We start from the raw sequence: 26,823 nt of genomic DNA on the forward strand, positions 1-26,823 counted from the left end.
ATATATCAATTATACTATCTTTAGTTAGTTTGTCAATAAAATATTGACTGCGGCACACACAAATGCTAATATCTTCCTGGAGGTAGGAAACATGGGATTTAATGAGAATTTAAGATTGTTATTGATACAGAAAGAAATGAAGCAGGCAGACCTGTGCCGCATGACCGGCATACAGACCTCCCTTATGTCCGAATACATAAGCGGCAGGAAAAGCCCCACCATCAGAAACGCCATTCTCATTGCTGATGCTTTCGATATCTCCCTGGACACCCTTGTGGGAAGGGAAGAACGGGTCCGCTATTCAAAACGCGCCGATCATGCATATGGGATACAGCTGAACGAATCCATGGACGGATTGTCGGAAAAGGAATATACCTTTGTGCTGGATGTGATAAAGGCCATGCGCCAGCACCTTAAATAGGAAAGGGCCAGGCGCATTAACTGCGCCTGGCCTTTGTATACACAAACTTCATTATATTAAATGTAATCATCCCATGGACTCCAGGGCTTCCCGCACCCATATAAGATGCTTCCAGTCAATGGAGAACGGCAGCGAACAGTCCGCGGCCACCACCAGCCCTTCCCGGCCTGCATCCTCAACAATCTTTTTGGCAGCAGCCTTAATCTCCTCCTCACTCCCCGTATTCAGGATTCCCTGGACCGTATTGGCAAAACCGCCTACCACGCATCGGTTTCCAAACAGCCTCTTACCTTCTGACAGAGGAACCCCTTCCACATTAACAGCCCAGTTAACCGCCTTTGACTTATATCCGGTCCACTGGTCCACATGGTTGTGCCTTCCCTCATAACCGCATACATGTAAAATGGAGCAGTCATTGATGGCATTGGCCGCCTCCAGCACCTGCCGGTCCGCCTCGCCGAAATACGTTTCATGTTCCTCATCGCTGATAAGATCCACATTCTGGTTCTGCACACAGTAGTAAATACCATCCATGCCGCCGTCCTCCATCAAAGCGCGCACCAGGTTCACGGTGCCCTCGCTTATCCGCTTCATGGCATCCCCCATCTTCACCGGATTTTCCCGGAACGCAGCCATGAACACCTCCTCACCGTGCAGTATGCGGAACAGCATGGAAGGCGAGAACACATTATAGATATAAACCGTCTCATCACGCAGCTGTGAAATACGCCGCGCGCTTTTCACATGTGCCTGGATCCAGGGATGTCCCCGGTCCAGGGCCTCAATCCCCGCAAAATCCTCCACGGACTTAAAATGGACCAGCCCGTCACTTGGATATCTGAACAGCCCATCGCACATGACCTTCACAAAATCCGGCTGCACTTCATTGATATAGCGCCGGTGCCCCTCATATAATGCATCCAGGATTTCCGGATTCTCCATTGCATCGGCTTTGTCTTCATTCTTTACAAAATGGAACCAAAAGGAAAACGGTACACGGTCAACCGGCTGCCCGTTAAAAGCAGCCATAATACGTTCGCGGTGATTCATCATAAGCCCTTCTTTCTTCAATTTATATGGTAATCCAATGATTTACATTTCCCTGTAATCTAAATCTCGATATAGCGCCCTTCCCGGTTGGAACGGTAAACCGCGTCCACAACCTCCATGACCCGCAGCCCGTCCCTGGCGGATACAGGCGGCGGCCCGTCATTAAGGATGCATTGAAAAAACGCCTCATCCACAAGGGTTTTCTCCACCTCCCTCTGGCTGGGCACATCCGCCAGACAGAAGTATTCCGTCTGGCCGTCCGCCAGTTCCACGCAGACCGGCGCCTTCTGGCCGTATAAGGTAATGCTGCCTTTGGTGCCAAATATCCGGGTGGTGCGGTCATTGCCGTTATAACTGACACGGCTGGCCGTCAGACTGGCAATCACGCCGTTTTCATACTGGAGGATTGCCATGGCGGTGTCATCCCCGCTGGTCACGCAGCGGCTGCGCCCCTGTGCGTCAACCCGGGTCAGACGCGCCGTCACCCCGCTCACAGAGGATGAGAGCAGGTAATGCATCAAATCAATCCGGTGGCTCAGCACCTCGCTTGCCGCATTGTAATCTTCCGGACAGGCATCATCCATGGGCAGATCCAGTCCCAGGCAGCTGCGCACATTCAGCACTGTACCAATCACACCTGCATCCAGTAATTCCCTGGCCTTTATGTGGGGTCCGTAATAACGCTGGTTATGGGAAACCATCAGTTTGGCTTCTGCAATATCCGAAGCCTCCAGCATGAGCGCTGCCTCCCCGGCCGTAACACTCATTGGCTTTTCACACAGGACATGTTTCCCAGCAGCCAGTGCAGCCAGCGTATACCTGCAGTGGGTAGATGCCGGGGTACAGATGATAACCGCGTCCACGCAGCTGTCCGCCCAGATTTCATCCAGACACCCATAAGCTTTACAGCCCAATTCACCGGCATCCCTCCTGCTGTGTTCCAGGCTGCGGTTATAGATTCCGTGAAGGACCGCCAGACCCGACCGCCTTATATTAGGAATATGCCTGGTATGGGCAATATTCCCGCTTCCGATTATAACTGTGCGTATCATAAAATGCCCCTACTTCTTTTGTTTGGACACAGAGCTGGACAAATCGCTTTTGCCCTCGTCCCTCAGCTGCGCCCGGTACAGTTCATACCACTCTTCCCTGGTCAGCTCCACATCAATGCCCGTGCATATATCCTTCAGCCTCTGTGCATTGGTGGTGCCGATAAGGGGCTGGATTTTCGCAGGATGGCGCAGGATCCAGGCAATGGCAATAGCTGATTTGGAAACCTGTCTTTCCTCCGCCAGACGCCCGGCCACCTGGTTCAGCTCAGGATACTGTTCATTTTCCATAAAAGGTCCGCCGTAAAAGCCGAACTGGAAAGGGCTCCATGCCTGGATGGTCATTTTATGGATGCGGCTGTAGGTAAGGACATCCCCATTGGTATCCGCAAGGGCATGGGGCTGCATGCGCAGGGGCTGGGACGCGTCCACCAAATCGGGATGCGCCACGGAAAACTGAAGCTGGTTAATGATAAGCGGCTGCCGCACGCAGGTTTTCAGCAGTTCCACCTGCATGGGCTTGTGGTTGGAAACGCCGAAGCACCGCACCTTTCCGGTGGAATGGAGATAATCAAATGCCTCTGCCACCTCCTCCGGTTCCACCAGTGTATCCGGGTGGTGAAGCAGGAACAGATCCAGATAATCCGTTCCCAGGCGCCTTAAGCTTTGCTCCGCAGACTTGATGATATGCTCCTTTGACTGGTCGTTATACAAGGTCTGTACCTGGTCGCGGATAAGGGTGCACTTTGACTGGATTTGGATGCGCTCCCTGACGGAAGGCGTCTTCAGATCCAGTATTTCCCCAAAAATCTCCTCACTTTTCCCAAATCCGTAAACATCCGCATGGTCAAACAGGCGGATGCCCAGGTCCAGGGCCTGATGCACCACCTTCTTCGCATCCTCCAGGGGAACACGGCAGATGCGCATACACCCCAGGGCCGCTGCCGAGGATTCCACCATGCCGCCAATCATGATCTGTTTCATAAATACTCCTCTCCAAAAAACATTTTATTCCGTATCCATAGCAATCAGGAATGGGCATTGCCCAGATATGCCTTCCTTACCTCTTCATTGCTGCGCAGTTCCTTAGCCGGTCCGTGGAGTGAAATCCTTCCTGTTTCCAGGACATATCCGTAATCAGCCACCTTAAGCGCCATATTGGCATTCTGCTCAATCAGCAGGATGGTCACGCCCTGATGGTTGATATCGCGGATCAGGTCAAAAATCAGTTTCACCAGATTGGGTGCCAGGCCAAGGGAAGGCTCATCCAGCAGAAGAAGCTTTGGATTACTCATCAGGGAGCGGCCGATTGCCAGCATCTGCTGCTCACCGCCGGACAGGGTGCCCGCCTGCTGTTTCAGACGTTCCTTCAGCCTGGGGAATAACTGGCAGACCCGCTCATAACCGTCGCTAATCATCTTTTTCTGGTTCCTGACGGGAAATGCGCCCAGGCGCAGGTTCTCCTCCACCGTAAGGGACGGGAACACCTCCCGGCCTTCCGGTGAAAGGCTGACGCCCCGTTTAACAATTTTGTGAGGCCCCATATTGGCAATATTTTCACCGTTAAGTTCGATAACAGAGCCTTCCGCCACCTTTAAGATTCCTGTGGCGGAAAGGACCGTGGTGCTTTTTCCCGCGCCGTTGGATCCCACCAGGGTAACAATCTTCCCCTCCGGCACATCCAGGTCAATACCCTTCAGCGCGTGGATTGCTCCGTAATAAGTATTCAGATTCCGTATTTTAAGCATCCTCATCCTCCTCCTGACCAAGGTAGGCTTCGATGACCCTGGGATTGGCGGCAATTTCCTTAGGCAGTCCGGAAGCTATCAGCTTGCCGTAATCCAGCACATAAATGCGGTCCGAGATATTCATGACCACGTTCATATCGTGCTCGATCATCAGGATGGTATATCCCTGGTCCCGCAGTTCTTTTATGAAATCCAACAGATCCTCGGACTCCTGTGGGTTCATGCCGGCAGCCGGCTCATCCAGAAGCAGTACCGAGGTGTCCGTGGCAATGGCACGGGCAATCTCCAGCCGGCGCTGCAGGCCATAGGGCAGGTTCTGGGCATAGTCATTGGCATAATCCGCCAGACCTATGGATTCCAGTATGTCCATGGCCTTCTGGGTGCTTTCCCTTTCACCCCTGCGGTATCTGGCTGTCTTAAACACCAGGTCGGGAAATGAATACCTGATATTGATACTGCCGCCTATAAGGACATTTTCAATGACACGCATTTCCTTAAACAGCCTGATATTCTGGAAGGTACGGGCAATACCGGCCCCCACAATCGTCTGGGGCCTGTTATTCTGGATTGGTTTTCCCTTGAATATGATTTCCCCTGATGTCACCTGGTAGACACCGGTCAGCATATTGAACAGTGTTGTTTTGCCCGCCCCATTGGGTCCGATGATGCTGATGATTTCCCCCTGTTCCACATGGAGGGAAACGTCATTGACAGCCACAAGGCCCTTAAACTTTTTGGTCACGTTTTTCATTTCAAGAAGACTCATACCGTGTCACCGCCTGGACTAGATTTGTGTTTAAAAGTTACGCCCTTTGGAAATTGGTAGGGCCGGTCGGATAAGTTGCCCAAGAGGCCCTGGGAGCGGAAACGCATCATGACGAGAAGTATGAGTCCGTATACCACAAACCGGTATAATGCAAATGACCGCAATACTTCGGGGAATGCCACTAAGAGTACCGCTCCAAGTATCTGCCCCTTGATACTGCCCATGCCGCCCAGAATACAGATGCAGACAATGAGCATCGAAGTGTCAAAGTTAAATGTGTTAGGATCAATGTAACGGTTCATTGCCGCAAAGGTTGCGCCCGCAAGCCCGGCCAGTCCCCCTGCAATGGCAAAAGCCGTTACTTTATAGCGTTCCACACTGACTCCCATAAGAACGGTGGCCAACTCGTCGTTTTTAATTGCCCGCAGGGTCCGTCCCAGTTTTGAATTGTCAATAGCCGCGCAGAATGCAATGGAAAGGATGAGGAAAAACAGCACCAGCAGATACAGGCCGCCATTCGCCGTTGTCAGTTCATATCCCATGATCCTGGGACGGGGGATCTGCTGAATCCCAAATGCCCCGTTGGTCACATCCTCCCAGCTGAGCAGGACCATCCTGACAACCTCGGCAAAGCCCATGGTGGTAATGGCCAGATAAGAACCGGAAAGCCTCATGGTGGTCAGTCCTAACAGCATACCAAGAACCACAGAGAACAGGACGCCAATGACTGCGGAACTAAAGAAGCCCATACCGTACCGGGTGCCCATGATAGCCGATGCATAGGCGCCGATGGAGTAAAATGCAGCATGTCCCATGGACAGCATGCCGGTCAGCCCAAGTATGATATTCAGGCTCAGTGCAAGCATGGCATACAGGCCAATCATAATCAGCACGCGGTACATATACTGGTTTACATTGAGGAAATAGAGGGCCACCAACACCACGGCCAACGCCAGATGGACCGTTTTGTCATATTTCCAGTAAAGTTCTTTCAGATTGCGGAATATATTCTTCATGGTATCCATTCTACACCTTCACCGTCACTTTCTTACCAAAGACCCCGTTGGGGCGGATGATCAACACCAGGAACAGGATGATGAATGCGGTGGCGTCCCGGTAGGCCCCGCCTAGGTAGGTGACGGCAAGGGCCTCTGCAACCCCCACCACCAGTCCTCCCACCACTGCCCCGTGGAGCACGCCGATTCCGCCAAGAACAGCTGCGGCAAACGCCTTAAGCGCAATCTGTACCCCCATCGTGGGATAAACAGTGTTGTAGTAGCCTGCAACCAAAAACGCTGCAAGGGCCGCTGAAATCCCAGAAAGGGCAAAGGTAAATGTTATGACATTGCGCACATTGACGCCCACCAGCTGCGCCGCACGCACATTCTGTTCCGTCCCCCGCATGGAAAGCCCTATGCTTGTCCGGTAAATCAAGAGGGTAAATACAGACAGCATCACAAGGGATACAAGCGCAATCACCACCTGTGTGGAATTCAGCCGGATTCCGGCCACATTCCATACCCCGAAATCGAATATCTTTGGAAATGGTTTACGCTCACTTCCAAACGCAATCATCAGAAGATTCTGTACAATATAGGAAAAACCCACCGTACTGATAAGCGCCGCAATGCTGGGCGTGTTCTTTTCCCTCAGGGGAGCCAGCACAATACGGTCAAAGCCCACATTTATAATGGCCGTCAGGACACATGACAGGATGAGCGCGGGTCCCCATCCCCATTCCAGCGTCACAAACAGCAGCGCCACATGGGCTCCCAGGGCATATACTGCGCCGTGGGACATATTGACCAGACGTAAAATCCCGAATACCAGTGAATACCCCACGGCAATCAGTGCATAAATCATGCCAAGAGACAATCCGTTAATAAGCTGCTGAAATAACATGTACTTACCCCCAGTCAATTCATTTAAATAACAATCCGTTTTCCCTTACAGCGAAGCAACAAACTCATTCCACGGCAGGATTACCATGTCCTTTAACTCCACGAACTTGCCACCGCTCACTTCAAATACCAGCAGGTTCTTCTGTGCATCGCCAATCTCGTCAAAGGTGATATGTCCTGTAATGGCGTCATAATCCGTATCATACAGTGCATCCTTAATGGCTGAGCGCTCAGCGCTTCCAGCCCGTTCGATGGCCTGGGCAATCATATTCACATTCTCATAGGTCTGCACCGCCATGTTGTCCGGGTCATGTCCTGTCTTCTCATTGAACTGCTGCACGAACTTCTGGGCTGCCGGGTCAGGATTCTCAGGGTTGAATCCTGCACACATGCGGACGCCTTCCACCGCGCTTCCACCAAGGTTAATTAACTCCGTAGAGTAGGCGGAACCAACCGAGAACATTTTAATATCAGGATTCAGGGTGCGGTACTGGTTTGCAAATGGCGCGAAGGTGGCGTACATGGTCAGCACGAAAATAGTATCGCAGTCCTGTTCCATGAACTTGGTGATATTGGCTGAGAACTCCTCGGTTCCATCCATGACCTCTTCCTGAAGCACGATTTCGAAATCCACTTTTCCCTTGACCTGCTCATAGGCAGTCTCCATGGCCTGCAGGGCGCCCTGTCCCCAGTCGTTTTTCAGGACCAGGACACCAACCCGTTTGCTGCCGCTGTTCTGGCAGATCTGAAGGACCGTCTCAACCTCCTGTGAAATCAGTACATTATTGCGGAAAATGTACTCACCCATGCCGGAATAATCAGGATGTGACGCGGATGCGGATAACAGCGGTATCCCTGCATCCATATATGTATTGGCTGCCGTCATGGCAACGCCCGATGAAAAATGTCCCAGAACCGCCGCAATTGAGTCGTCGGACGCAATCATCTCCGCAATGGCTCCTACCTCTTCCTGGCTGTTCTTGTCATCAAACTGCAGCAGTTCCACGGGAGAACCGTCCAAAAGGCCGCCGTTACTGTTGATCTCATCCGCCGCTATCTCGCAGGCAGCGTAGAAGTTCTGGCCGTATTCCGCATAGTCGCCTGTCATGGGACCGGAAAATGCGATTTTAATCGGGGTCTTGCCGGAATCAGCCACGGTTTCGCTTGGCGCATCTGCATTCTTGCTGGCAGCCGGTGCTGCTGCTGTTTTGCCGCCGCAGGCCCCCAGGGTGCTGGCTATCATCAGGAGTGACAGGGCAATACTGATCTTTCTTCTCATAAAATTTTCCTCCATTTTCACTTTATTAAGCAAATATCCACTAAATCATGGATAATCCTGCTGAAGTTATCCGCGTCCCAGGCGCTCCGGCCAATAAAAAGGCCATCAATATCCGGAGCCTGGATCAATTCCCGTGCATTCATGTTGTTGACGCTGCCGCCATAAAGGATGGGAATCCTGTCCCCGGCCTCCCCGCCATATATCTCCCTCAGCGTCTGGCGGATTACCGTATACATCCGGCTGGCGTACATGACTCCGGCCGGCGTCCCTCCAACCCCGATGGCCCAGACCGGCTCGTAGGCAATCCAGATATGCCGCGCCTGCTCAGGGGACGTATCATGCAGCCCCACCTTCAGTTGGCTCCTTAAAACCTCATTCTGGATTCCCAGTTCCTTCTGGCTGGCCGTTTCCCCCACGCATAGAAGAGGGGTGAAATGATGACGCAGGGCTGCCAGGACTTTCTTGTTCTCAACCTCGTCGTCCTCACCGAAAATATGCCGTCTTTCACTGTGTCCGATGCAGACCAGCCGCACCCCTGTCTCCTCCAGCATAAGAGGCGACACCTCTCCGGTAAACTGTCCTTCATCCTCCCAGCTCATGTTCTGTGCCCCCAGGGTGATGGCCTGGGCCTGGGCGGTCCTTGCCGCTGCATCCAGGGCCGTATAGGAAGGAATCACAAACAGTTCCAGCAGATTCCTGTCAATATCCCGGGTAAGGCTTCCCAATTCGTCCAGGAACGCAACGGTCTGGCGTATGGTCTTATACATCTTCGTATTCGTGCCGATATACAGTTTTTTCTGCATTTGCCGTATCTTCTTTCTAAAGGATTCTTCAGCGGAAATTCGCTGATTCCAAATTCGTGATTACCTTTATTTTGGGAGTGGAAGGGCCGTCAATATAATCCAGTTGCAGCCATTCCTTTAAAATCGTTTTTGCCAGCTCCGGCCCAATGACGCGCGCCCCAAAACAGATGACATTGCCGTTATTGCTGAGCACGGAACGCTGGGCGGAAAAAATATCGTGTCCCACGGCTGCCCGGATTCCCTTAAATTTATTGGCTGTCATGCACATACCGATTCCAGTACCGCATATCAGCACCCCCCGTTTCTCATAACCGCTGTCAATAATCCTATCGCACACAGCCTTGGCAGTCAGGGCATAGGGCAGCTGGTCTGACTCGCTTGACACCCCCATGTCCTCCACAGTAATGCCCATCTCCTCAATCGAGCGCTTTAAAATATCCTTCATAGGCACCGCAGCATTATCACAGCCTATGACAACGCAACTTGTCATGTCAGTTTCCTCCATTCCGTTTTGTCAAGATTCATTGTTGTTCCACAAACTCCCGCATGGACCGCAGGATAATCCAGACCGAAGTGGCTCCTGCATCCTGGTGCCCGACGGAACGCTCCATCAGGGATTTGGCCCGCCCATATTTGGCCTGATACTGTTTGGTGTTTTCCACGCCCTGTGCCGCAGCCTTTTCCGCGGCTTCCAGCATGGGAAGCAGTCCCTGGTCCCAGGTCATGCCCATGGCTTTTACTGCTGGTTCCAGGGCATCCACCATGGTTTTGTCCCCCAGCTGGGCCTTGCCCCTTTCCTGGATGACAGCAAGGCTTTTTTCCAGCATCAGGTACAGGTCCTTTGCCGTAAGCTCAGACGCAGGCCCTGTATTCTTAGCCCCGCCCAGATAAAGACTTCCGAATATGACACCGGAAGCCCCTCCCATGCTCATCAGCATGGTTTTCCCGGCCAGTTCAAATAAGGCGTATGCATTCCCGCAATCCGATGCCGCTGCCACCTTATCCTTTGCCTTCTGCATCCCCAGGGCCATGCCGATTCCATGGTCCCCGTCCCCAATGGCGCTGTCCACTTCCGTTAAATACGCCTTGTTCTCAATTATCCTGTCAGCTATGTATGTAATCAGTTCCCGGACATTCTGTTCATTCAGCGTTCCCAGCATTGTCTCACCTATCCTCTCTCGTATAATAAGGGCTATGGCAGGGGGCATCATAATACTTTTTCAGTTCATCATCCATTTTCATGACGGAAATTGAAAATCCTCCCATTTCCATGCAGGTACAATAATTGTTAATGTCCGCGTCATATACAGTGACGCCGTCCGAATCCAACAGTTCCTTAAGCTTGCGGTAGACAATGCTCATCTCCATGATTGTGGTGGAGCCAAGACCATTAACCAGTACACAGACCTCATCGCCTGGAGCTAAAGGCATATCCTTTACCAGGTTCTGGTACATAACCTGGGTCAGTTCATCGGCCGGGCACATTTTGGCCCGCTTGATTCCCGGTTCACCGTGGATGCCCATTCCATACTCCAGTTCATCCTCCGCCAGCTGGAACGTTGGCTTCTCAGAGCCGGGTATCTGTCCCGGGCTGGTGGCGACACCGATGGTCCGCAGCGCGGCCCTGGCTTTTTCAGTAACCCGCACCACCTCCTCTAATTCAAGGCCCTCATCACAGGCAGCCCCGGCTATCTTGATGACGAACACGTTCCCCGCAATCCCCCTTCTGTCCTCCACACGGTCAGGGGGCGCGGATGCACAGTCATCCCAGGTCCGCACATGGGCGGTTTTAATCCCTTCATCCTGAAGCATTTCTTCCGCCATATCAAAGTTCAGATTATCTCCCGCATAATTACCATAGATAAAAAGGACACCCTTGCCTCCATGGACGGCCTGCCCCACTTCCATGATGGTTCCCGGGTCCGGGGAGGCAAACACATTTCCGCAGGCAGCCGCATCAGCCAGCCCCCGTCCCACAAAACCGGCAAACATGGGGTCATGTCCGCTTCCGCCCCCAATCACCAGCCCAACCTGGTTTTCCCTGTGCTTTTTATAGAGCACACCGTTCACATCATCAATCCTCTCATAATAACGGCTATAAGCAGCAATAAACCCTTCCATCATCTCCGCTACAACATCATCTGCCTGGTTGACAATTTTTTTTGACATTAAGCTTCCTCCCACGAAATATTTGTTCGTTCTTAGTTTCTTTTTGTTACTTTTTGCGTTTTATGTTTGATTTATATCAATATTAGCACATAGTTTTTTTATAGTCAACATTTTATTGTCCATTATTATAAAAATTGTGCATAATATCAATCATTTCATGGTGTGTTTGTCAAAACTGAAACATTTTTATTTCATTCTTTTTATTTTTGTTCGTTTCTTTATCAGATACCAAATGATTAGGTCCACTTATGAAAATCATCCGGAATGCACTGCAATTATTTCCATGAACCCATATTCCCTCATCTTCCAGCACACATTCCGACGGCCCTGATACTTCCCCTTCCTCTGAACCCCCAGCCTCTCTTAATCCCCCCTTCGCTGCCACTCCTGCATTCCCCATAGGGTCCATAACACAAACTTTTTGAGCAAAACAAACATATACTTTAAAAAGTCAAACATTTTTCTTCCCTTTTTGGATTGACAATTTCTTTTACATTGTATAATATGAATACAGGGGTAATTGTATCTGCTTGTTGATGCCCTGTTCGTTTGTTCGTTTTCATCATGCAGGCAAACAATATATACCGTAGGCAAACAGGCAGGTTCAAGACATTTGCCCATCAGGAAGAGGTAATTATGGAGAAAAAAAGGCAGCGGCTTTCTAAGATGGTGGACATCCTTCGTAGCCAGGACACTATGACCGTGCGTGAGTTATCAGAACGTCTGGAGGTATCCCTTATGACGGTTCGCCGTGATTTAGATGAGCTTCAGGCAGAAGGTATCGTGGAACGTTCATATGGAAAAGCGGTTCTTTGCAAAAACGCGCCACATAGCCTTTATGAAAATATTGAGAATATTTACAGCCTGTCATGGGCAAGCGGTTCCATGGACGAACAGAAAAGCCGCATTGCAAAATATGCGGCCAGCCTGATTGAGCCAGGAGAGGTCATAATCCTTGACAACGGATCCACCACGGACCGGATTGCTGATTATATCCCCTATGGCATGGACCTGACTGTGGCCTGCTATAACCTGAACATACTGGTCAAACTGGCTAACCGGGATAGGATGAACATTATTTTTGCCGGTGGGTATTTCCATCCCAGTGACCAGATGTTTGAATCAGCGGAGAACATTAATTTCCTGGGGACCATCCGCGCACATAAGCTGTTCTTATCTGCATCGGGTGTACATACCGCTTTAGGCATGACGTGCGCACATGACTTTGAGGTTGCAGTGAAACAGACCGTCCTTAAGTCTGCCCTCAAAAAGATATTAGTGGCGGATTCCAGCAAATTCGGAACCGTGAAAACCGTATACTTTGAAAAAATGGATGTACTTGACATGATCATCACCGACACAGGACTTTCCGGCGAATGGGCGGAGATTATCCGCGGCAAAGGGATTGAACTGGTAATGGTCTGATGAGGGTCCGGGTATCAAAAATGTGGGAGCGGTGTACATATCTTATATGCCGGCCGCTCCCCTTCCAGATATTTCATCCTGTTTTTACCAGAACTTTTTCACCACGACGCAAAAAAACCATGGTCCTCCCTCCCGGGATTCCCATGGTTTTTCCATATCCATATCAGATTCTATTCTTCCGTCACTTCAACATCGTCCTCATCAATATCCGCCATATCGTCCAATGCCAGGACTTCCTCCGCAACATTGTCCTCAGTCAGGTTGATTTCGTTGTCATCCTCTGAAGAAAGGATGATCTCGTCATCCTCTGACAGCAGGATATCATCCGAAGCCATGTCGTCCGTATCCAGCTTCACATTGCGGTAGCGCTTCATACCCGTACCAGCCGGGATAGGCTTACCGATGATTACATTTTCCTTCAGGCCAATCAGATGGTCAATCTTACCGTTGATGGCTGCCTCGGTCAGGACCTTGGTGGTCTCCTGGAAGGATGCTGCCGACAGGAAGGAGTCGGTTGCCAGGGATGCCTTGGTGATACCAAGCATTACCTGCCTTCCGTCTGCCGGTGTCTTGCCGTCTGCAATCAGCGCCTCATTCATCTCATTATAATCAAGGACATCCATGGATACGCCCGGCAGCACATCGCTGTCGCCGCTCTCCTCAATCTTGATTTTCTTAAGCATCTGATGGACAATCATCTCGATATGCTTATCATTGATTTCCACGCCCTGGAGACGGTATACACGCTGGACTTCCTGAAGCATGTAATCCTGTACCGCACGCACACCCTTAATCTTTAAGATGTCGTGAGGATTGATGCTTCCTTCCGTCAGCTCATCGCCGGCTTCCAGTACCTGGCCGTCCAGGACCTTAATCCTGGAACCATAAGGGATGAGATAGGTCTTGGAGTTGCCTGTCTCGTTGTCCGTCACCGTAATCTCGCGCTTCTTCTTGGTGTCCTTGATCTGCACCACGCCGCCGAACTCAGTGATGATGGCAAGACCCTTTGGCTTACGGGCCTCGAAAAGCTCCTCTACACGGGGAAGACCCTGTGTGATATCACCGCCGGCCACGCCGCCCGTATGGAACGTACGCATGGTCAGCTGTGTTCCAGGCTCACCGATGGACTGTGCCGCAATGATTCCGACCGCTTCACCTACCTGTACGGGCTGGCCTGTTGCCATGTTGGCGCCGTAACACTTGGCGCATACGCCGATATGGGACTTACAGCTTAAGACGGTACGGATCTTGACGGTCTTACGTCCCGTCTTATTCAGCACCTTCATGACAGCTGCCGCGCGCTTAGGCGTGCACATATGGTTAGCCTTAACCACGACCTCGCCTGTATCCGGGTCAGTGATGGTCTCGGCAATATAACGTCCTGTAATCCTCTCTTCCAGGTCCTCGATGACCTCATTGCCGTCCATGAAAGCCTTGATTTCCATAAACGGGATATCCCTGCCCTCACAGCAGTCCACTTCACGGATGATCAGATCCTGTGAAACGTCTACCAGACGCCTTGTCAGGTAACCGGAGTCAGCCGTACGCAGGGCCGTATCGGACAGACCTTTACGCGCGCCGTGTGCGGAGATGAAGTACTCCAGTACGTCCAGGCCTTCACGGAAGTTGGACTTGATAGGAAGCTCGATGGTGTGTCCTGTGGTATCCGCCATCAGTCCGCGCATACCTGCCAGCTGTTTAATCTGCTTATCAGAACCACGGGCGCCGGAGTCAGCCATCATGTAGATGTTGTTGTACTTATCCAGGCCGGTCAGCAGGTCATGGGTCAGCTGGTCATCGGTGGTCTTCCATGTCTCGATAACCTCTTTGTAACGCTCCTCCTCAGTGATGAGGCCGCGGCGGTAGTTCTTGGCAATCTGGTCCACGGTTGCCTGGGCATCCTCAATCAGCTTTGGCTTGCTTGCAGGCACGGTCATATCGGAAATCGATACGGTCATGGCTGCCCTGGTGGAATACTTGTAACCGATTGCCTTGATATCGTCCAGTGTCACGGCTGTCTGGGTAGCGCCATGGACATTGATGACCTTCTCAAGGATCTGCTTTAACTGCTTCTTGGCAACATGGAAATCCACTTCCAGCTTCAATTCATTGCCAGGAACGCTCCTGTCCACAAATCCCAGGTCCTGGGGAATGATTTCATTGAAAATGAACCGTCCGATGGTGGATTCAATGATATCTGTCTTCACCGTGCCATCGGCCATGGTCTTTGTAACCCTTACCTTCACACGTGAATGCAGGGTTGCCTCCTGGTTCTCATAGGCCAGGATTGCCTCGTTGACGTTCTTGAATACCATGCCCTCGCCCTTTGCACCGGGACGTTCCTGGGTCAGGTAGTAGATACCAAGCACCATATCCTGTGAAGGAACCGCAACCGGGCCGCCGTCAGAAGGCTTTAACAGGTTGTTAGGGCTTAACAGGAGGAAACGGCACTCTGCCTGGGCCTCTACGGACAGTGGCAGATGCACGGCCATCTGGTCGCCGTCAAAGTCGGCGTTGAACGCAGTACACACAAGAGGATGCAGCTTAATCGCCTTACCCTCAACCAGAATCGGTTCAAATGCCTGGATACCAAGCCTGTGGAGCGTAGGGGCACGGTTCAGCATGACAGGATGCTCCTTGATGACATCCTCCAGCACATCCCATACCTCGGGCTGCAGCCTCTCCACCATCTTCTTGGCATTCTTTATATTGTGGGCGGTTCCGTTGGATACAAGCTCCTTCATTACAAAGGGCTTGAACAGCTCGATGGCCATTTCCTTGGGAAGTCCGCACTGGTAAATCTTAAGTTCAGGTCCAACCACGATAACCGAACGTCCGGAATAGTCAACACGCTTACCAAGCAGGTTCTGACGGAAACGTCCCTGCTTACCTTTCAGCATATCGGAAAGTGACTTAAGGGCGCGGTTGCCGGGTCCTGTTACAGGCCTGCCGCGGCGGCCGTTGTCAATCAGGGCGTCCACTGCCTCCTGGAGCATGCGCTTCTCGTTGCGGACAATGATGTCCGGAGCGCCCAGTTCCAGCAGTCTTGCAAGACGGTTGTTCCTGTTGATGATCCTTCTGTATAAGTCATTGAGGTCAGAGGTGGCGAAACGTCCGCCGTCCAGCTGTACCATGGGACGGATATCCGGCGGGATTACAGGAATCACATCCATGATCATCCACTCAGGACGGTTGCCGGAGGTCAGGAATGCCTCCACTACCTCTAATCTCTTGATGATTCTTGCACGCTTCTGTCCCGTGGAATCGGCCAGTGCCTTGCGCAGGTCCTGGGAATCCTTCTCCAGGTCGATGGAGCGGAGCAGTTCCTGGACTGCCTCAGCGCCCATTCCCACACGGAAACCGCCGGTGCCGCCGTACTTCTCAACCTCTTCCCTGTATTCCTTCTCGGACAGGACCTGCTTATACTGCAGGCTGGTTGAACCGGCGTCCAGCACAACGTAGGAGGCGAAATACAGCACCTTCTCCAGTGTCCTGGGCGAGATGTCCAGAATCAGTCCCATACGGCTGGGAATACCCTTAAAATACCAGATATGGGATACGGGAGCGGCCAGCTTGATGTGGCCCATGCGCTCTCTACGGACACTTGCCTTTGTAACTTCCACGCCGCACCGGTCGCAGATAACACCTTTATAACGAATCTTTTTGTATTTACCGCAATGACACTCCCAGTCCTTACTAGGCCCGAAGATTCTCTCACAGAACAGTCCGTCCTTCTCAGGCTTTAATGTCCTGTAGTTGATGGTCTCAGGCTTCTTAACCTCGCCATGGGACCACTCCAGAATCTTATCAGGGGAGGCCAGACCAATCTTAATGGCATCAAATGTCATTGGATGATAAGTTTCATTAGTTTCTGGCATGAGCATTAACTCCCTTCTTATTCTTCGTCTTCACCGTCAACAGCGTCGTCCAAAATCAGTTCGTCCTCCGCATCGTCGGTGTAATCATCGGCCAAATCGTCCTCTACTGCTACTTCGTCCTCCACTGTCACAAGTTCATTATCCTTGAACTCCTGCTTCTGGTATCCGAACTCAGCATAGGGCTCCTCAGAAGAGCCAAAGCGGCGGTCGCCCTCTAACATGGCGCGCAGCTCAGTATCGCCGTAATCAATATTTTCCGCCATCTCAACCTCGGTGCCGTCATCCCTCAGGACCTGTACATCCAGGCCAAGGGACTGCATCTCCTTAAGGAGTACCTTAAAGGACTCAGGCACGCCCGGCTCAGGTATATTCTCGCCCTTGATGATGGCCTCATAGGTCTTTACACGGCCTACAACGTCATCGGACTTAACTGTCATGATTTCCTGCAGGGTATAGGAAGCGCCGTATGCCTCCAGTGCCCAAACCTCCATCTCACCGAAACGCTGTCCGCCGAACTGTGCCTTACCGCCCAGTGGCTGCTGTGTAACCAGGGAGTATGGTCCGGTTGAACGGGCATGGATTTTATCGTCAACCAGATGGTGCAGTTTCAGGTAGTGCATGTGTCCGATGGTAACGGCACCGTCAAAGAACTCCCCGGTACGTCCGTCGCGCAGGCGCACTTTTCCATCCCTGCTGATTGGAACACCTTTCCACAGTTCCCGGTGCTCTAAGTGGGCGCCAAGGTAATCCATAACAGAAGGCTTAATAAGGTCTTTATATTTAACTTCAAACTCTTCCCATGGCAGGTTAACGTAATCGTTAGCCAGTTCCAGGGTATCCATGATGTCATTCTCGTTTGCACCGTCAAAGATAGGGGTGGATACATTAAAGCCCAGGGCCTTGGCTGCAAGGCTTAAGTGGATTTCCAGCACCTGTCCGATGTTCATACGTGACGGCACGCCCAGAGGGTTAAGCACGATATCAAGGGGACGGCCATTGGGCAGGAAGGGCATATCCTCAACAGGAAGCACACGGGACACAACACCCTTGTTGCCGTGACGTCCGGCCATCTTATCGCCCACGGAAATCTTACGTTTCTGGGCAATATAGATGCGTACGGTTTCATTCACGCCAGGTGAAAGCTCGTCTCCATTCTCCCTTGTGAATACCTTTGCATCCACAATGATGCCGTATGCGCCGTGGGGTACCTTAAGGGACGTGTCACGCACTTCCCTTGCCTTCTCACCGAAGATGGCGCGCAGCAGCCTCTCTTCAGCAGTCAGCTCAGTCTCTCCCTTAGGAGTAACCTTACCCACCAGGATGTCTCCTGCGCGGACCTCTGCACCGATGCGGATGATTCCGCGCTCGTCCAGATCCTTCAGGGCATCCTCACCCACACCGGGAACATCCCGGGTGATTTCTTCCGGTCCCAGCTTGGTGTCACGGGCTTCCGCCTCGTATTCCTCGATGTGGACCGATGTATATACATCTTCCTGAACCAGACGCTCAGAAAGAAGGACAGCATCCTCGTAGTTGTAACCTTCCCATGTCATGAATCCGATTAAGGGGTTCTTGCCCAGCGCGATTTCACCGTTATCAGTGGACGGACCGTCCGCAATGACCTCGCCTGCTTCCACATGGTCGTTCTTATAAACGATTGGCTTCTGGTTGTAACAGTTACTCTGGTTGCTTCTCTTAAACTTGGTCAGATGGTAAACATCCCGGTTGCCGTCCTTATCCCTCTTGATGATGATCTCATTGGAAGCAGAACGCTCTACAACGCCCGCATTCCTGGCAACCACACACACGCCGGAGTCAACCGCTGCCTTTGACTCAATACCGGTTCCTACCGCAGGCGCTTCCGTGGTCAGAAGGGGCACTGCCTGACGCTGCATGTTGGAACCCATGAGGGCACGGTTGGCATCGTCGTTCTCCAGGAAAGGAATCATGGCCGTTGCCACGGAGAATACCATCTTAGGGGATACGTCCATCAGGTCAATGGTCTTTTTCTGGAACTCGGATGTCTCTGTGCGGAAACGTCCGGATACATTATTATGGATGAAATGGCCTTCCTCATCCAGGGCCTCGTTGGCCTGGGCCACCACGAAGTTATCTTCCTCGTCCGCGGTCAGGTATACAACCTCATCCGTTACCCTTGGATTGGCAGGGTCCGTGGTCTTATCCACCACACGGTAAGGCGCCTCGATGAAGCCGTACTGGTTCACCCTTGCATAGGTTGCCAGGGAGTTGATCAGACCGATGTTAGGACCTTCAGGCGTCTCGATGGGACACATACGACCGTAATGTGTATAGTGTACGTCACGTACCTCGAATCCGGCACGGTCCCTGGACAGACCGCCAGGTCCCAGGGCGGACAGACGGCGCTTATGGGTCAGCTCTGCCAGCGGGTTATTCTGGTCCATGAACTGGGACAGCTGGGAACTTCCGAAGAACTCCTTTACGGCCGCGGTCACGGGCTTGATATTGATCAGGGACTGGGGGGTGATGCCATCCATGTCCTGGGTGGTCATACGCTCCCTTACCACACGCTCCATACGTGAAAGACCGATGCGGTACTGGTTCTGAAGCAGTTCTCCCACCGCACGGATACGGCGGTTGCCCAGATGGTCAATGTCATCCGCATTGCCCACCTGGCCCTCCAGGTGCATATTATAGTTAATGGAAGCAAGGATATCTTCCTTTGTGATGTGCTTTGGTATCAGGTCGTGGATATTCCTGCGGATGGCTTCCTTCAGCGCCTCCGGATCCGTGCCAGCTTCTTCCAGGATAGAAGACAGGGCCGGGTAGTATACTAACTCGGTAACGCCCACTTCCTCCGGGTCAAATGGAACATGTGCGGAAAGCTCAACCATCATGTTGGAGAGGACCTTCTGCTTCCTGTCGGGTCCGTCAACCCACACAAAAGGAACAGCCGCGTTCTGGATCTTCATGGCGGATTCCTTATCCAGCTTGGTTCCTGCCTCTGCAAGAATCTCGCCTGTGGTGGTATCCACAACATCCTCTGCAAGTATCTGGCCGTTCAGACGGTACTTGAAGGAAAGCTTTTTGTTGAATTTATATCGGCCTACTTTTGCCAGGTCATATCTTCTGGGGTCAAAAAACATGCTGTTCAGCAGACTTTCTGCACTGTCAACAGATAAAGGCTCACCGGGACGAATCTTCTTATATAATTCCAAAAGGCCATCCTGGTAATTATCGGATGTGTCCTTGCCAAAGCTGGCTAATAATTTGGACTCTTCACCGAAGAGCTCCAGGATTTCTGCGTTGGTACCAAATCCCAGGGCACGGATTAAAACAGTCACTGGCACCTTACGGGTCCTGTCTACACGTACATAAAATACGTCATTGGAATCTGTCTCATACTCCAGCCATGCGCCACGGTTAGGGATGACGGTACAGGTATACAGTTCCTTACCTACCTTATCATGGCCAATACCGTAGTAGATACCAGGGGAACGTACCAGCTGGCTGACAATAACACGCTCAGCACCGTTAATTACAAAGGAACCGGTATCTGTCATCAGGGGCAGGTCGCCCATGAATATCTCGTGTTCGTTCATTTCATCTTTATCTTTATTGTACAGTCTTACCTTTACCTTAAGTGGTGCGGCGTAAGTTGCATCCCGTTCTTTACACTCTTCGATGGTATATTTAATATCATCCTTACACAATGTAAAGTCAACGAATTCCAGACTTAAATGTCCTGCAAAGTCTGCTATCGGAGAGATATCATCAAACGCTTCCCTGAGTCCTTCGTCGAGGAACCACTGGTAGGAGTCTTTTTGAATCTCAATCAGGTTTGGCATCTCAAGAACTTCTTTCTGTCTTGAGTAGCTCATTCTTACGCTTTTCCCGGCCGGTACCGGACGTATTCTGCTTTTCTCCATTGACGTTTCACCCCTGTTTTCTAATTTGGTTCGCAATATTTTCATTCCGTTCATACGGTATGGACGCACCATACGCCATTCCGTAAAAACACAAATATCACTGTCGTTCTCTGTGATTGGGCGAGAGGCACAGGCCAAAGGGCGCAAAAAGCCCACCTCACCACAATAGTGCACACTCCATAATAACACAGCCTTGTCAAGGTGTCAAGCATTTTTTGCTTGCAATTTGTTTATGAAAATGATATACTATTATAGAATGTCTCCTGAGGGGTTGTAGTTTTTTTACCCTCGTTTTGCCAGGGTAACAGGGGCAAATGATAATATATTTACGTTTGGAGGTATACCTTTATGGCAAATACCATTATGCACGTACTGCTTGTGATCTTAATCATTGCAGTGGTGGTTCTGGCAGTTCTCTATTTTCTGGGGAACAAGCTTCAGAAGCGTCAGGTGGAACAGCAGCAGCTCCTGGACGCGGCAGCTCAGACCGTATCCATCCTGGTGATTGACAAGAAGAAGATGAAGCTCACACAGGCCGGACTTCCAAAGGCAGTGACAGACCAGACGCCCAAGTACATGCGCTGGGCCAAGGTACCGGTTGTAAAAGCCAAAATCGGTCCTAAAGTCATGACTCTGATTGCTGACGGACGGGTATTCGAATCCCTTCCCATCAAGACAGAGGCCAAGGTTGTGATCAGCGGGATTTACATCACCCAGATTAAGAGCGTGCGCGGGGGCGCTATCCCAACTCCTCCTAAGAAGAAGGGATTCTTCGCAAGATTCAGGAAGAATAAGTAACTAAAAAGAAGCGGCATGACCGCTTCTTTTTTATATGTCCCTGTTGGATTCCTGTCCGTCACAGTCCTTACATGGATGCATATGACTGGGGGCATGACTGTACATCCAGCCGGATGCTGCAGTCTGACAAATGCTCATAATTAATATCCAGGGAATAATCGATATCCACCTTCAGTTTATCGGGCTGTTCATTAATCTTGATCTTATTGGCCTGGATGCCCACCACCATGTCGCCCAGGGGCGTGGTATAGCAGGACAGGTTCTTCTTGTTTTTCTCGAACTGCATATGGGTGTTGGCTATGCCCTTTTTGATGATATCCATCCCGACCTGTGATATCTTAATCACATTCTTTACCTTGCCCTCAAAGCCCTCCATCACTTCCTCATAGAGGATATAGTGCTTTCCGTTCTTCTGATAATAATCTCCTCTTACTATCATCTCAACATCGGAGTCTTCTTCGTCCATCATCTGGATACCGCTGATTGTGATCAGCACATCTTTTGTCATCGTTCATCCTCTTTCCATTATGCGTAGCGTTCCATACCATGGGACAGCAACATCCCTACCAGCTGGTCCTTCCCGATTCCCCTGGCCTCCCACAGCATGGGGTACATGCTGATGGCTGTAAAACCAGGCATGGTATTAATCTCATTGAATACTACTTCTCCGTTATCCTTTACAAAAAAATCCACCCGGGCCAGACCGTATCCGTCCACTGCCCTGAATATGTCCATGGCCGCCCGGCGTACCTTTTCCGTTGCCCCATCCGGAAGCACGGGGTCCGTGACCGTCCTGGACTCCTCATTAAAATACTTGGCGTCAAAATCATAAAACTCCGCGGCTGCCAGGATTTCTCCCACGCCCGAGGCTTCAATCCCGTGGCTGCCACCGCCGAATACCGCACACTCAACCTCCCGGCCCACAATGGTTTCTTCCACCAGGATCTTCCGGTCATGGCGGGCTGCTTCCAGAAGCCCTGCCTCCAGTTCCTGCCTGTTCCCAGCCTTGCTGATTCCCCTGGAGGAACCTGCGTTGGACGGCTTGATGAACACGGGGTAAGGGAAATGCTTCTCAATCCTGGACGCCACCTGTTCCATATCCCCTAACTCTTCCCTGTAAACCGATTCATATTCGGCCTGGCGGATTCCCAGGTCTGATACGATGATCTTGGTATACAGTTTATCCATGGAAACAGCAGACGCCAGGACACCGCAGCCCACATAGGGGATCCTGGCCAGTTCCAGAAGTCCCTGGATTGTGCCGTCCTCGCCGTAAAGCCCGTGAAGGATGGGGAACACGATATCCACTTTCACCTCTTCTACATTGTCTCCATCCATTAGTAAAATACACTTCTTAGTTGCATCAGGCGGGAGGACTGCCCATACCTTCCCGTCCCTCCACGCACCGCTTTTCACATCTTCCAATGATTCCGTCTTTATCCAATGGCCTTCTTCTGTAATACCAACCAGTACGATATTGTAACGTGTGCTGTCTATGTGTTCTATGACATTGACCGCCGACATGCAGGACACGATGTGCTCTGATGACTGGCCGCCAAATATAACCGCCACTGTTAGTTTACTCATGTCAGTCTCCTTTATGTACGCAAAAAAATGCGTTTGCTTCATGATTATAGTATATCATATGTGGCAATAATTACAAACAGAAATTAATTTGGCATCTGCTTGCAGATTATTGAAAATCTTTGATTCCGGGAGGATGAACCATATATGAAACATAAAATCAGTCTGTGCATTTCCGCTCTTTGCTTTATCACCGCATTCCTTATCACCATGTCATCCCGCACAGCGGGCGAGGAAGCCCTGGCCTCCCGCATTGCGCCGGAGATACTGCGTTTCCATATCCTGGCTGAAAGCGACAGCGCCCATGACCAGGAACTGAAGATTGGCCTGAAAGGCCTTGTACTGGACTATGTCCACAGCCAGGTGCCGGACAGCACCGGCAAGGACGGACTGATAGAGTGGCTGGAAAACAACAGAACCAGTATTGAAACCATGTCCGAGGACTGGCTTGCTGACCAGGGCGCGCCCTATGGGGTCACCCTGGAGGTCACAAAAGACTATTTCCCCACAAAGGCCTATGGGGACATGGTGTTCCCCTGCGGCACCTATGACGCGGTGCGCATAACCATCGGACAGGGAAAAGGACACAACTGGTGGTGTGTCCTCTATCCTTCCCTCTGTTATACGGATTCCCTCCACGCCGTTGTCCCCGAGTCCTCCAAACAGACACTTTCCTGCCTTCTGGACCAGGATGACTACGGCGCCCTTCTGCCTCGGAAGGAAAAGGGCACAGAAAAGCCGGAAGTCCGTGTCCGCTTCCGGCTGCTGGATCTGCTGCATTAAGTGCCTGGTCCGGCTGGCTTCAGCTGGCTCCTGTACCGGCTGCCTGCACCAGGTTACTGCCCTAACTGCCTGCACCAGGTTACTCCCCTGACTACCTGCACCAGGTTACTCCCCTAACTGCCTGCACCAGGTTACTCCCTAACTGCCTGCACCAGGTTACTCCCCTAACTGCCTGCACCAGGTTACTCCCCTGACTGCCTGCACCAGGTTACTCCCCTGACTGCCTGCACCAGGTTACTGCCCTGACTGCCTGCACCAGACACCTCATCCCTTCTGCCCGTCCAGCATATCCTGGAGCGCATCATCGCTCTCATCAATCCAGACATCCTCTTCCTCCGCATTCAGGCCCAGGTACTGGGCCAGGGTGCGGGGATCGTCGCTGTTGTTCCAGCGGCTTATATACCGGTCTATCTCCTCAAAGGGAATCTCCCCTGCAAGATACCGTTCCTTAAATGTGCCTTCTGCCATCATTTCCTCCCCCGTCCTGAAACCACGGTATCCTGTTCCTTGATATTGCGTGAAACCGTGATTTCCTGGTTGTCAATATGTTCCCTGGTGGCATTCTTCGCATCCGCGATATTGCGGCTCCTGAGTGCCTTCAAGATATGTTCGTGCTCCACCAGCAGCACCTGCCTCTTATCCTCATCCTTTATATACTCCAGGCGGTAGCGGTACATCTGCTCCCTCAGGTTATTAAGCATCTGGACCAGCTTATCATTACCCGTGCCCTGATAAATCACATCATGGTACTGCTCATCCGTTTCCGCAATGGTCATGGCTTCCCCTTTGGCAATTGCATTCCTGAAATTTCCCTGCACGCGCTCCAGTTCATCCATATCCTCCTCTGACATCCTCTGGCAGGCAAGTTCAATGGCAAGCTCCTCCAGGGAACGGCGCACCTCCAGCACGTCCCTTAAACTCTTTTCCGATATCTTGGCAACCTCCGCGCCTTTCCTTGGAATCATGAGCACCAGGCCTTCCAGTTCCAGCTTGCGGATAGCTTCCCTTATGGGCGTCCTGCTGACCCCCAGCTTCTCAGCCAGCTGTATTTCCATCAGGCGTTCCCCCGGCGCCAGCTCCCCCTTAAGTATGGCCTGGCGCAATGTGTTAAATACCACATCCCGCAGCGGCAGATACTCATTCATGTTAACCTTAAAATTATTCTCCATTCCGTGAATCCCCTTTCCTGTACAGCCTGATACGTATCTTCTGTATGACTGCTCCACATGTTCCTTCTATAATAATAGTTATGAATTCCTTCCCACATTAAAAAAATTAGTCAGATAAACCTGTTTGGCAAGCTCTGATTCCTTTCCAAAACGCAGCGCCTCATATGCGTCCTGCGCAGCCTTGGGATTGGTAAATAATCCGAATACCGTTGGGCCGCTGCCGCTCATCATGGCATTGATTGCGCCGTAATCCTTCATTACCCCCTCAATCCTGTCAATGATGGGATACTTCTCCCCTGTCACCAGTTCCAGCACATTGCCGAACTTGCCGGCCACATCCATCAGGTCCCTGCGGCGTATGGCTTCCACCATGCCGTCTATGTCCGGGTGGTCTTCCGGCGCCAGATCCATGGCATCCAGGCTTTCGTAAACGGTTTTGGTGGACACGCTGATGCCTGGTTTGGCAATCAGCACCTGGCACTGGGGCATGGGAGGCAGCTCCGACAGCTTTTCCCCGATTCCTTCTGAAAGCGCTGTCCCTCTCATGAGACAGTAGGGGATATCCGCCCCCAGGGTCACGCCCCGCTTCATCAGCTCACCGACAGACAGTCCAAGGCCGAACATCTTATTCACCCCGAACAGCACGGAAGCAGCATCCGTGCTTCCTCCCGCCATGCCGGCTGACACAGGGATGAACTTGCGCAGATGGATGGAAACGCCCTGCCTGATGTGGAATTCATCCATCAGAAGCTTTGCAGCCCTGTACGCCAGGTTCTGCTCATTGGTGGGCAGGTAGAACAGGTTTGTCTCTATCCGGATGCCTGGTTCACTGGTCCTGTACAGGTCAATACGGTCATGAAGCCCAACGGTCTGCATGATCATACGCACTTCATGGTATCCATCCTGGCGCTTTCCCAGCACATCCAGGGCCAGATTGATTTTGCCGTATGCTTTTAAGCGTAAATGTGTAATCATCCCCGTGCTCCTCTTTATGTATATTGTTTGTATCTCTGTTTTTATAATACATTATATTGTATACAATACTTTTTGCTTTTTTTCAAGTACAAAATGAAAAATACAGCAGTTTTTTTGCAAAAGCCCCTGTCATGTAAAAAGCGCTGCCCATAGCAGGTGTTACGGGCAGCGCTTTTATATTGTAAGGAAACGTGGGAGTATGGGTGTATTTATGGGGTATGGATATGTTTATGAATCATATATGTTTTAACAGATTATCTGCCTTTTAAACTCTCGATGGCCTGCTTCATGGCCTCGTCCTCTTCTCCCAGCATCGGCGTCCCGTCCGTATGTTCCTCGTTCTCCTCCGGTATGTAGCGTTTAAAGACGGAGTTGAAAATATAGGAATTAACAAATGCCAGAAGGGGCATTCCAAAAAGCATGAGGAGCACGGACATCTGGGGCAGGTAAAACAGGCCGAAGTATGAGGCAGCCACGATTGCAGCGTCAGCCGCAAGGATGCCGAGGGTCTGCAGGAGATGCCTGGCAGACATGAAGAAGGCATTGAGCAGTGTCCTTTTCACCGGATTATAGAATCTGGCCTGCAATGGAAATGCATAAGACGCGATGAACAGATAGATTAAGAACATGCCCCCGGAAACCGCTGTAAGCACAACGCTTAACACGCTCCCAAGCCCCATCTGTCCCGTGGCAAAGAACCAGAAATCAATGCCCAGCACAATGCCTGCCGCCAGAAGGATCATCCAGATTGCAGTGGCCTGTCTGAAATTCCCCTTGAAGGAATGGAAAAAGGAACGGATGGTGGAATCCCCCTCATCCCGTACCAATTTAAGCGTCACATAATACACGGCCGTGGTGGATGCGCCTATGGTGAATACCGGGATTGAACAGACAATCCAGAGGATGTTAAGAAGGATCAGGTCCCCCAGCTTCCCAATGAACCGCCATACCGGATTATCGTAATTAAAAAAGCCCTGCAACATAGTATGTCCTCTTCTTTCTGTAGATAAAATCCTAATGAACCTGGTGTTATTCTATCATATTAGCAGGAAAATGCAAAGAGCTGGATTCATTTCATAAAATTTTCATACACTGTCCCATATTCTATGATATACTA

25 protein-coding genes are annotated in these 26,823 nt (G+C 51.3%); 4 read left to right on the forward strand and 21 right to left on the reverse strand.

What is annotated here, in order from left to right:
• Window positions 1–91: 91 nt before the first annotated feature.
• Window positions 92–421 (forward strand): helix-turn-helix domain-containing protein, encoded by a 330-nt coding sequence (locus LK536_RS45480; protein ID WP_025485561.1) that lies wholly within the window; start codon window positions 92–94, stop codon window positions 419–421.
• Between the two features lie 66 nt (window positions 422–487).
• Here LK536_RS45480 and LK536_RS45485 read toward each other — a convergent pair whose 3' ends face one another.
• From LK536_RS45485 to LK536_RS45545, 13 genes are all read right to left on the reverse strand, one after another.
• The gene (locus LK536_RS45485; protein ID WP_025485560.1) at window positions 488–1,471 is read right to left on the reverse strand and encodes a uroporphyrinogen decarboxylase family protein; all 984 of its coding nucleotides are present in this window, start codon (window positions 1,469–1,471) and stop codon (window positions 488–490) included.
• A 59-nt stretch (window positions 1,472–1,530) separates the two neighbouring features.
• Window positions 1,531–2,523 carry a Gfo/Idh/MocA family protein gene (locus LK536_RS45490; protein WP_227795805.1) on the reverse strand — a complete coding sequence of 331 codons (993 nt, stop codon included), beginning with the start codon at window positions 2,521–2,523 and terminating at the stop codon, window positions 1,531–1,533.
• Window positions 2,524–2,532: 9 nt separating this feature from the next.
• Window positions 2,533–3,504 carry an aldo/keto reductase gene (locus LK536_RS45495; protein ID WP_025485557.1) on the reverse strand — a complete coding sequence of 324 codons (972 nt, stop codon included), beginning with the start codon at window positions 3,502–3,504 and terminating at the stop codon, window positions 2,533–2,535.
• 44 nt (window positions 3,505–3,548) lie between these two features.
• Window positions 3,549–4,268, reverse strand: coding sequence for an ABC transporter ATP-binding protein (locus LK536_RS45500; RefSeq protein ID WP_025485556.1), 720 nt, complete (start codon window positions 4,266–4,268; stop codon window positions 3,549–3,551).
• A complete protein-coding gene (locus LK536_RS45505; protein WP_227795806.1) occupies window positions 4,261–5,034 on the reverse strand; it encodes an ABC transporter ATP-binding protein in 774 nt (257 codons plus the stop codon). Before LK536_RS45505 ends, LK536_RS45500 begins: the two co-directional genes overlap by 8 nt.
• Entirely contained in the window at window positions 5,031–6,059 is a 1,029-nt protein-coding gene (locus LK536_RS45510) for a branched-chain amino acid ABC transporter permease (protein ID WP_227795807.1), read from the reverse strand. The genes LK536_RS45505 and LK536_RS45510 overlap by 4 nt, the downstream gene beginning before the upstream one ends.
• 1 nt (window position 6,060) lies before the next feature.
• Window positions 6,061–6,936, reverse strand: coding sequence for a branched-chain amino acid ABC transporter permease (locus LK536_RS45515; protein WP_025485551.1), 876 nt, complete (start codon window positions 6,934–6,936; stop codon window positions 6,061–6,063).
• A 45-nt stretch (window positions 6,937–6,981) separates the two neighbouring features.
• A complete protein-coding gene (locus LK536_RS45520; protein WP_227795808.1) occupies window positions 6,982–8,214 on the reverse strand; it encodes an ABC transporter substrate-binding protein in 1,233 nt (410 codons plus the stop codon).
• 17 nt (window positions 8,215–8,231) lie between these two features.
• Entirely contained in the window at window positions 8,232–9,017 is a 786-nt protein-coding gene (locus LK536_RS45525; protein WP_227795809.1) for a triose-phosphate isomerase family protein, read from the reverse strand.
• A 28-nt stretch (window positions 9,018–9,045) separates the two neighbouring features.
• Window positions 9,046–9,507, reverse strand: coding sequence for an RpiB/LacA/LacB family sugar-phosphate isomerase (locus LK536_RS45530; RefSeq protein ID WP_025485548.1), 462 nt, complete (start codon window positions 9,505–9,507; stop codon window positions 9,046–9,048).
• A gap of 31 nt (window positions 9,508–9,538) precedes the next feature.
• The gene (dhaL, locus tag LK536_RS45535; protein WP_227795810.1) at window positions 9,539–10,177 is read right to left on the reverse strand and encodes a dihydroxyacetone kinase subunit DhaL; all 639 of its coding nucleotides are present in this window, start codon (window positions 10,175–10,177) and stop codon (window positions 9,539–9,541) included.
• A 4-nt stretch (window positions 10,178–10,181) separates the two neighbouring features.
• Window positions 10,182–11,186 (reverse strand): dihydroxyacetone kinase subunit DhaK, encoded by a 1,005-nt coding sequence (locus tag LK536_RS45540; RefSeq protein WP_025485547.1) that lies wholly within the window; start codon window positions 11,184–11,186, stop codon window positions 10,182–10,184.
• A 169-nt stretch (window positions 11,187–11,355) separates the two neighbouring features.
• Window positions 11,356–11,586: a hypothetical protein gene (locus LK536_RS45545; protein WP_506092171.1), complete on the reverse strand. Its 231-nt coding sequence runs from the start codon at window positions 11,584–11,586 to the stop codon at window positions 11,356–11,358.
• Window positions 11,587–11,822: 236 nt separating this feature from the next.
• Here LK536_RS45545 and LK536_RS45550 point away from each other — a divergent pair, with 236 nt between their 5' ends.
• The gene (locus LK536_RS45550) at window positions 11,823–12,611 is read left to right on the forward strand and encodes a DeoR/GlpR family DNA-binding transcription regulator (RefSeq protein WP_025485545.1); all 789 of its coding nucleotides are present in this window, start codon (window positions 11,823–11,825) and stop codon (window positions 12,609–12,611) included.
• Between the two features lie 170 nt (window positions 12,612–12,781).
• On the opposite strand, the gene rpoC is transcribed toward LK536_RS45550, so the two are convergent.
• Window positions 12,782–16,489 carry a DNA-directed RNA polymerase subunit beta' gene (gene rpoC / locus LK536_RS45555; RefSeq protein ID WP_034577533.1) on the reverse strand — a complete coding sequence of 1,236 codons (3,708 nt, stop codon included), beginning with the start codon at window positions 16,487–16,489 and terminating at the stop codon, window positions 12,782–12,784.
• 17 nt (window positions 16,490–16,506) lie between these two features.
• A complete protein-coding gene (gene rpoB, locus LK536_RS45560; RefSeq protein WP_227795811.1) occupies window positions 16,507–20,397 on the reverse strand; it encodes a DNA-directed RNA polymerase subunit beta in 3,891 nt (1,296 codons plus the stop codon).
• Between the two features lie 348 nt (window positions 20,398–20,745).
• Here rpoB and LK536_RS45565 point away from each other — a divergent pair, with 348 nt between their 5' ends.
• Complete coding sequence (locus LK536_RS45565; RefSeq protein ID WP_008719826.1) at window positions 20,746–21,195, forward strand: hypothetical protein; 450 nt, start codon at window positions 20,746–20,748, stop codon at window positions 21,193–21,195.
• A 67-nt stretch (window positions 21,196–21,262) separates the two neighbouring features.
• Here LK536_RS45565 and LK536_RS45570 read toward each other — a convergent pair whose 3' ends face one another.
• Complete coding sequence (locus tag LK536_RS45570) at window positions 21,263–21,703, reverse strand: YwiB family protein (protein WP_008719828.1); 441 nt, start codon at window positions 21,701–21,703, stop codon at window positions 21,263–21,265.
• 17 nt (window positions 21,704–21,720) lie between these two features.
• Window positions 21,721–22,782, reverse strand: a complete 1,062-nt coding sequence (locus tag LK536_RS45575; RefSeq protein WP_025485542.1) for a D-alanine--D-alanine ligase family protein — start codon at window positions 22,780–22,782, stop codon at window positions 21,721–21,723.
• 144 nt (window positions 22,783–22,926) lie between these two features.
• Here LK536_RS45575 and spoIIR point away from each other — a divergent pair, with 144 nt between their 5' ends.
• Complete coding sequence (gene spoIIR / locus LK536_RS45580) at window positions 22,927–23,562, forward strand: stage II sporulation protein R (protein ID WP_227795812.1); 636 nt, start codon at window positions 22,927–22,929, stop codon at window positions 23,560–23,562.
• A gap of 264 nt (window positions 23,563–23,826) precedes the next feature.
• On the opposite strand, the gene LK536_RS45585 is transcribed toward spoIIR, so the two are convergent.
• The 4 genes from LK536_RS45585 to LK536_RS45600 form a co-directional block, all read right to left on the reverse strand.
• Window positions 23,827–24,030: a hypothetical protein gene (locus LK536_RS45585; RefSeq protein WP_008719834.1), complete on the reverse strand. Its 204-nt coding sequence runs from the start codon at window positions 24,028–24,030 to the stop codon at window positions 23,827–23,829.
• Window positions 24,030–24,731 carry a GntR family transcriptional regulator gene (locus LK536_RS45590; RefSeq protein ID WP_008719836.1) on the reverse strand — a complete coding sequence of 234 codons (702 nt, stop codon included), beginning with the start codon at window positions 24,729–24,731 and terminating at the stop codon, window positions 24,030–24,032. The genes LK536_RS45585 and LK536_RS45590 overlap by 1 nt, the downstream gene beginning before the upstream one ends.
• Window positions 24,732–24,809: 78 nt before the next feature.
• Window positions 24,810–25,706, reverse strand: coding sequence for a 4-(cytidine 5'-diphospho)-2-C-methyl-D-erythritol kinase (gene ispE / locus LK536_RS45595; protein ID WP_227795813.1), 897 nt, complete (start codon window positions 25,704–25,706; stop codon window positions 24,810–24,812).
• Window positions 25,707–25,960: 254 nt separating this feature from the next.
• Complete coding sequence (locus LK536_RS45600; RefSeq protein ID WP_025485541.1) at window positions 25,961–26,689, reverse strand: YesL family protein; 729 nt, start codon at window positions 26,687–26,689, stop codon at window positions 25,961–25,963.
• Between the last annotated feature and the right edge of the window lie 134 nt (window positions 26,690–26,823).

This window comes from Clostridium pacaense, from assembly GCF_020709765.2.
Lineage (GTDB): Bacteria > Bacillota > Clostridia > Lachnospirales > Lachnospiraceae > Enterocloster > Enterocloster hominis.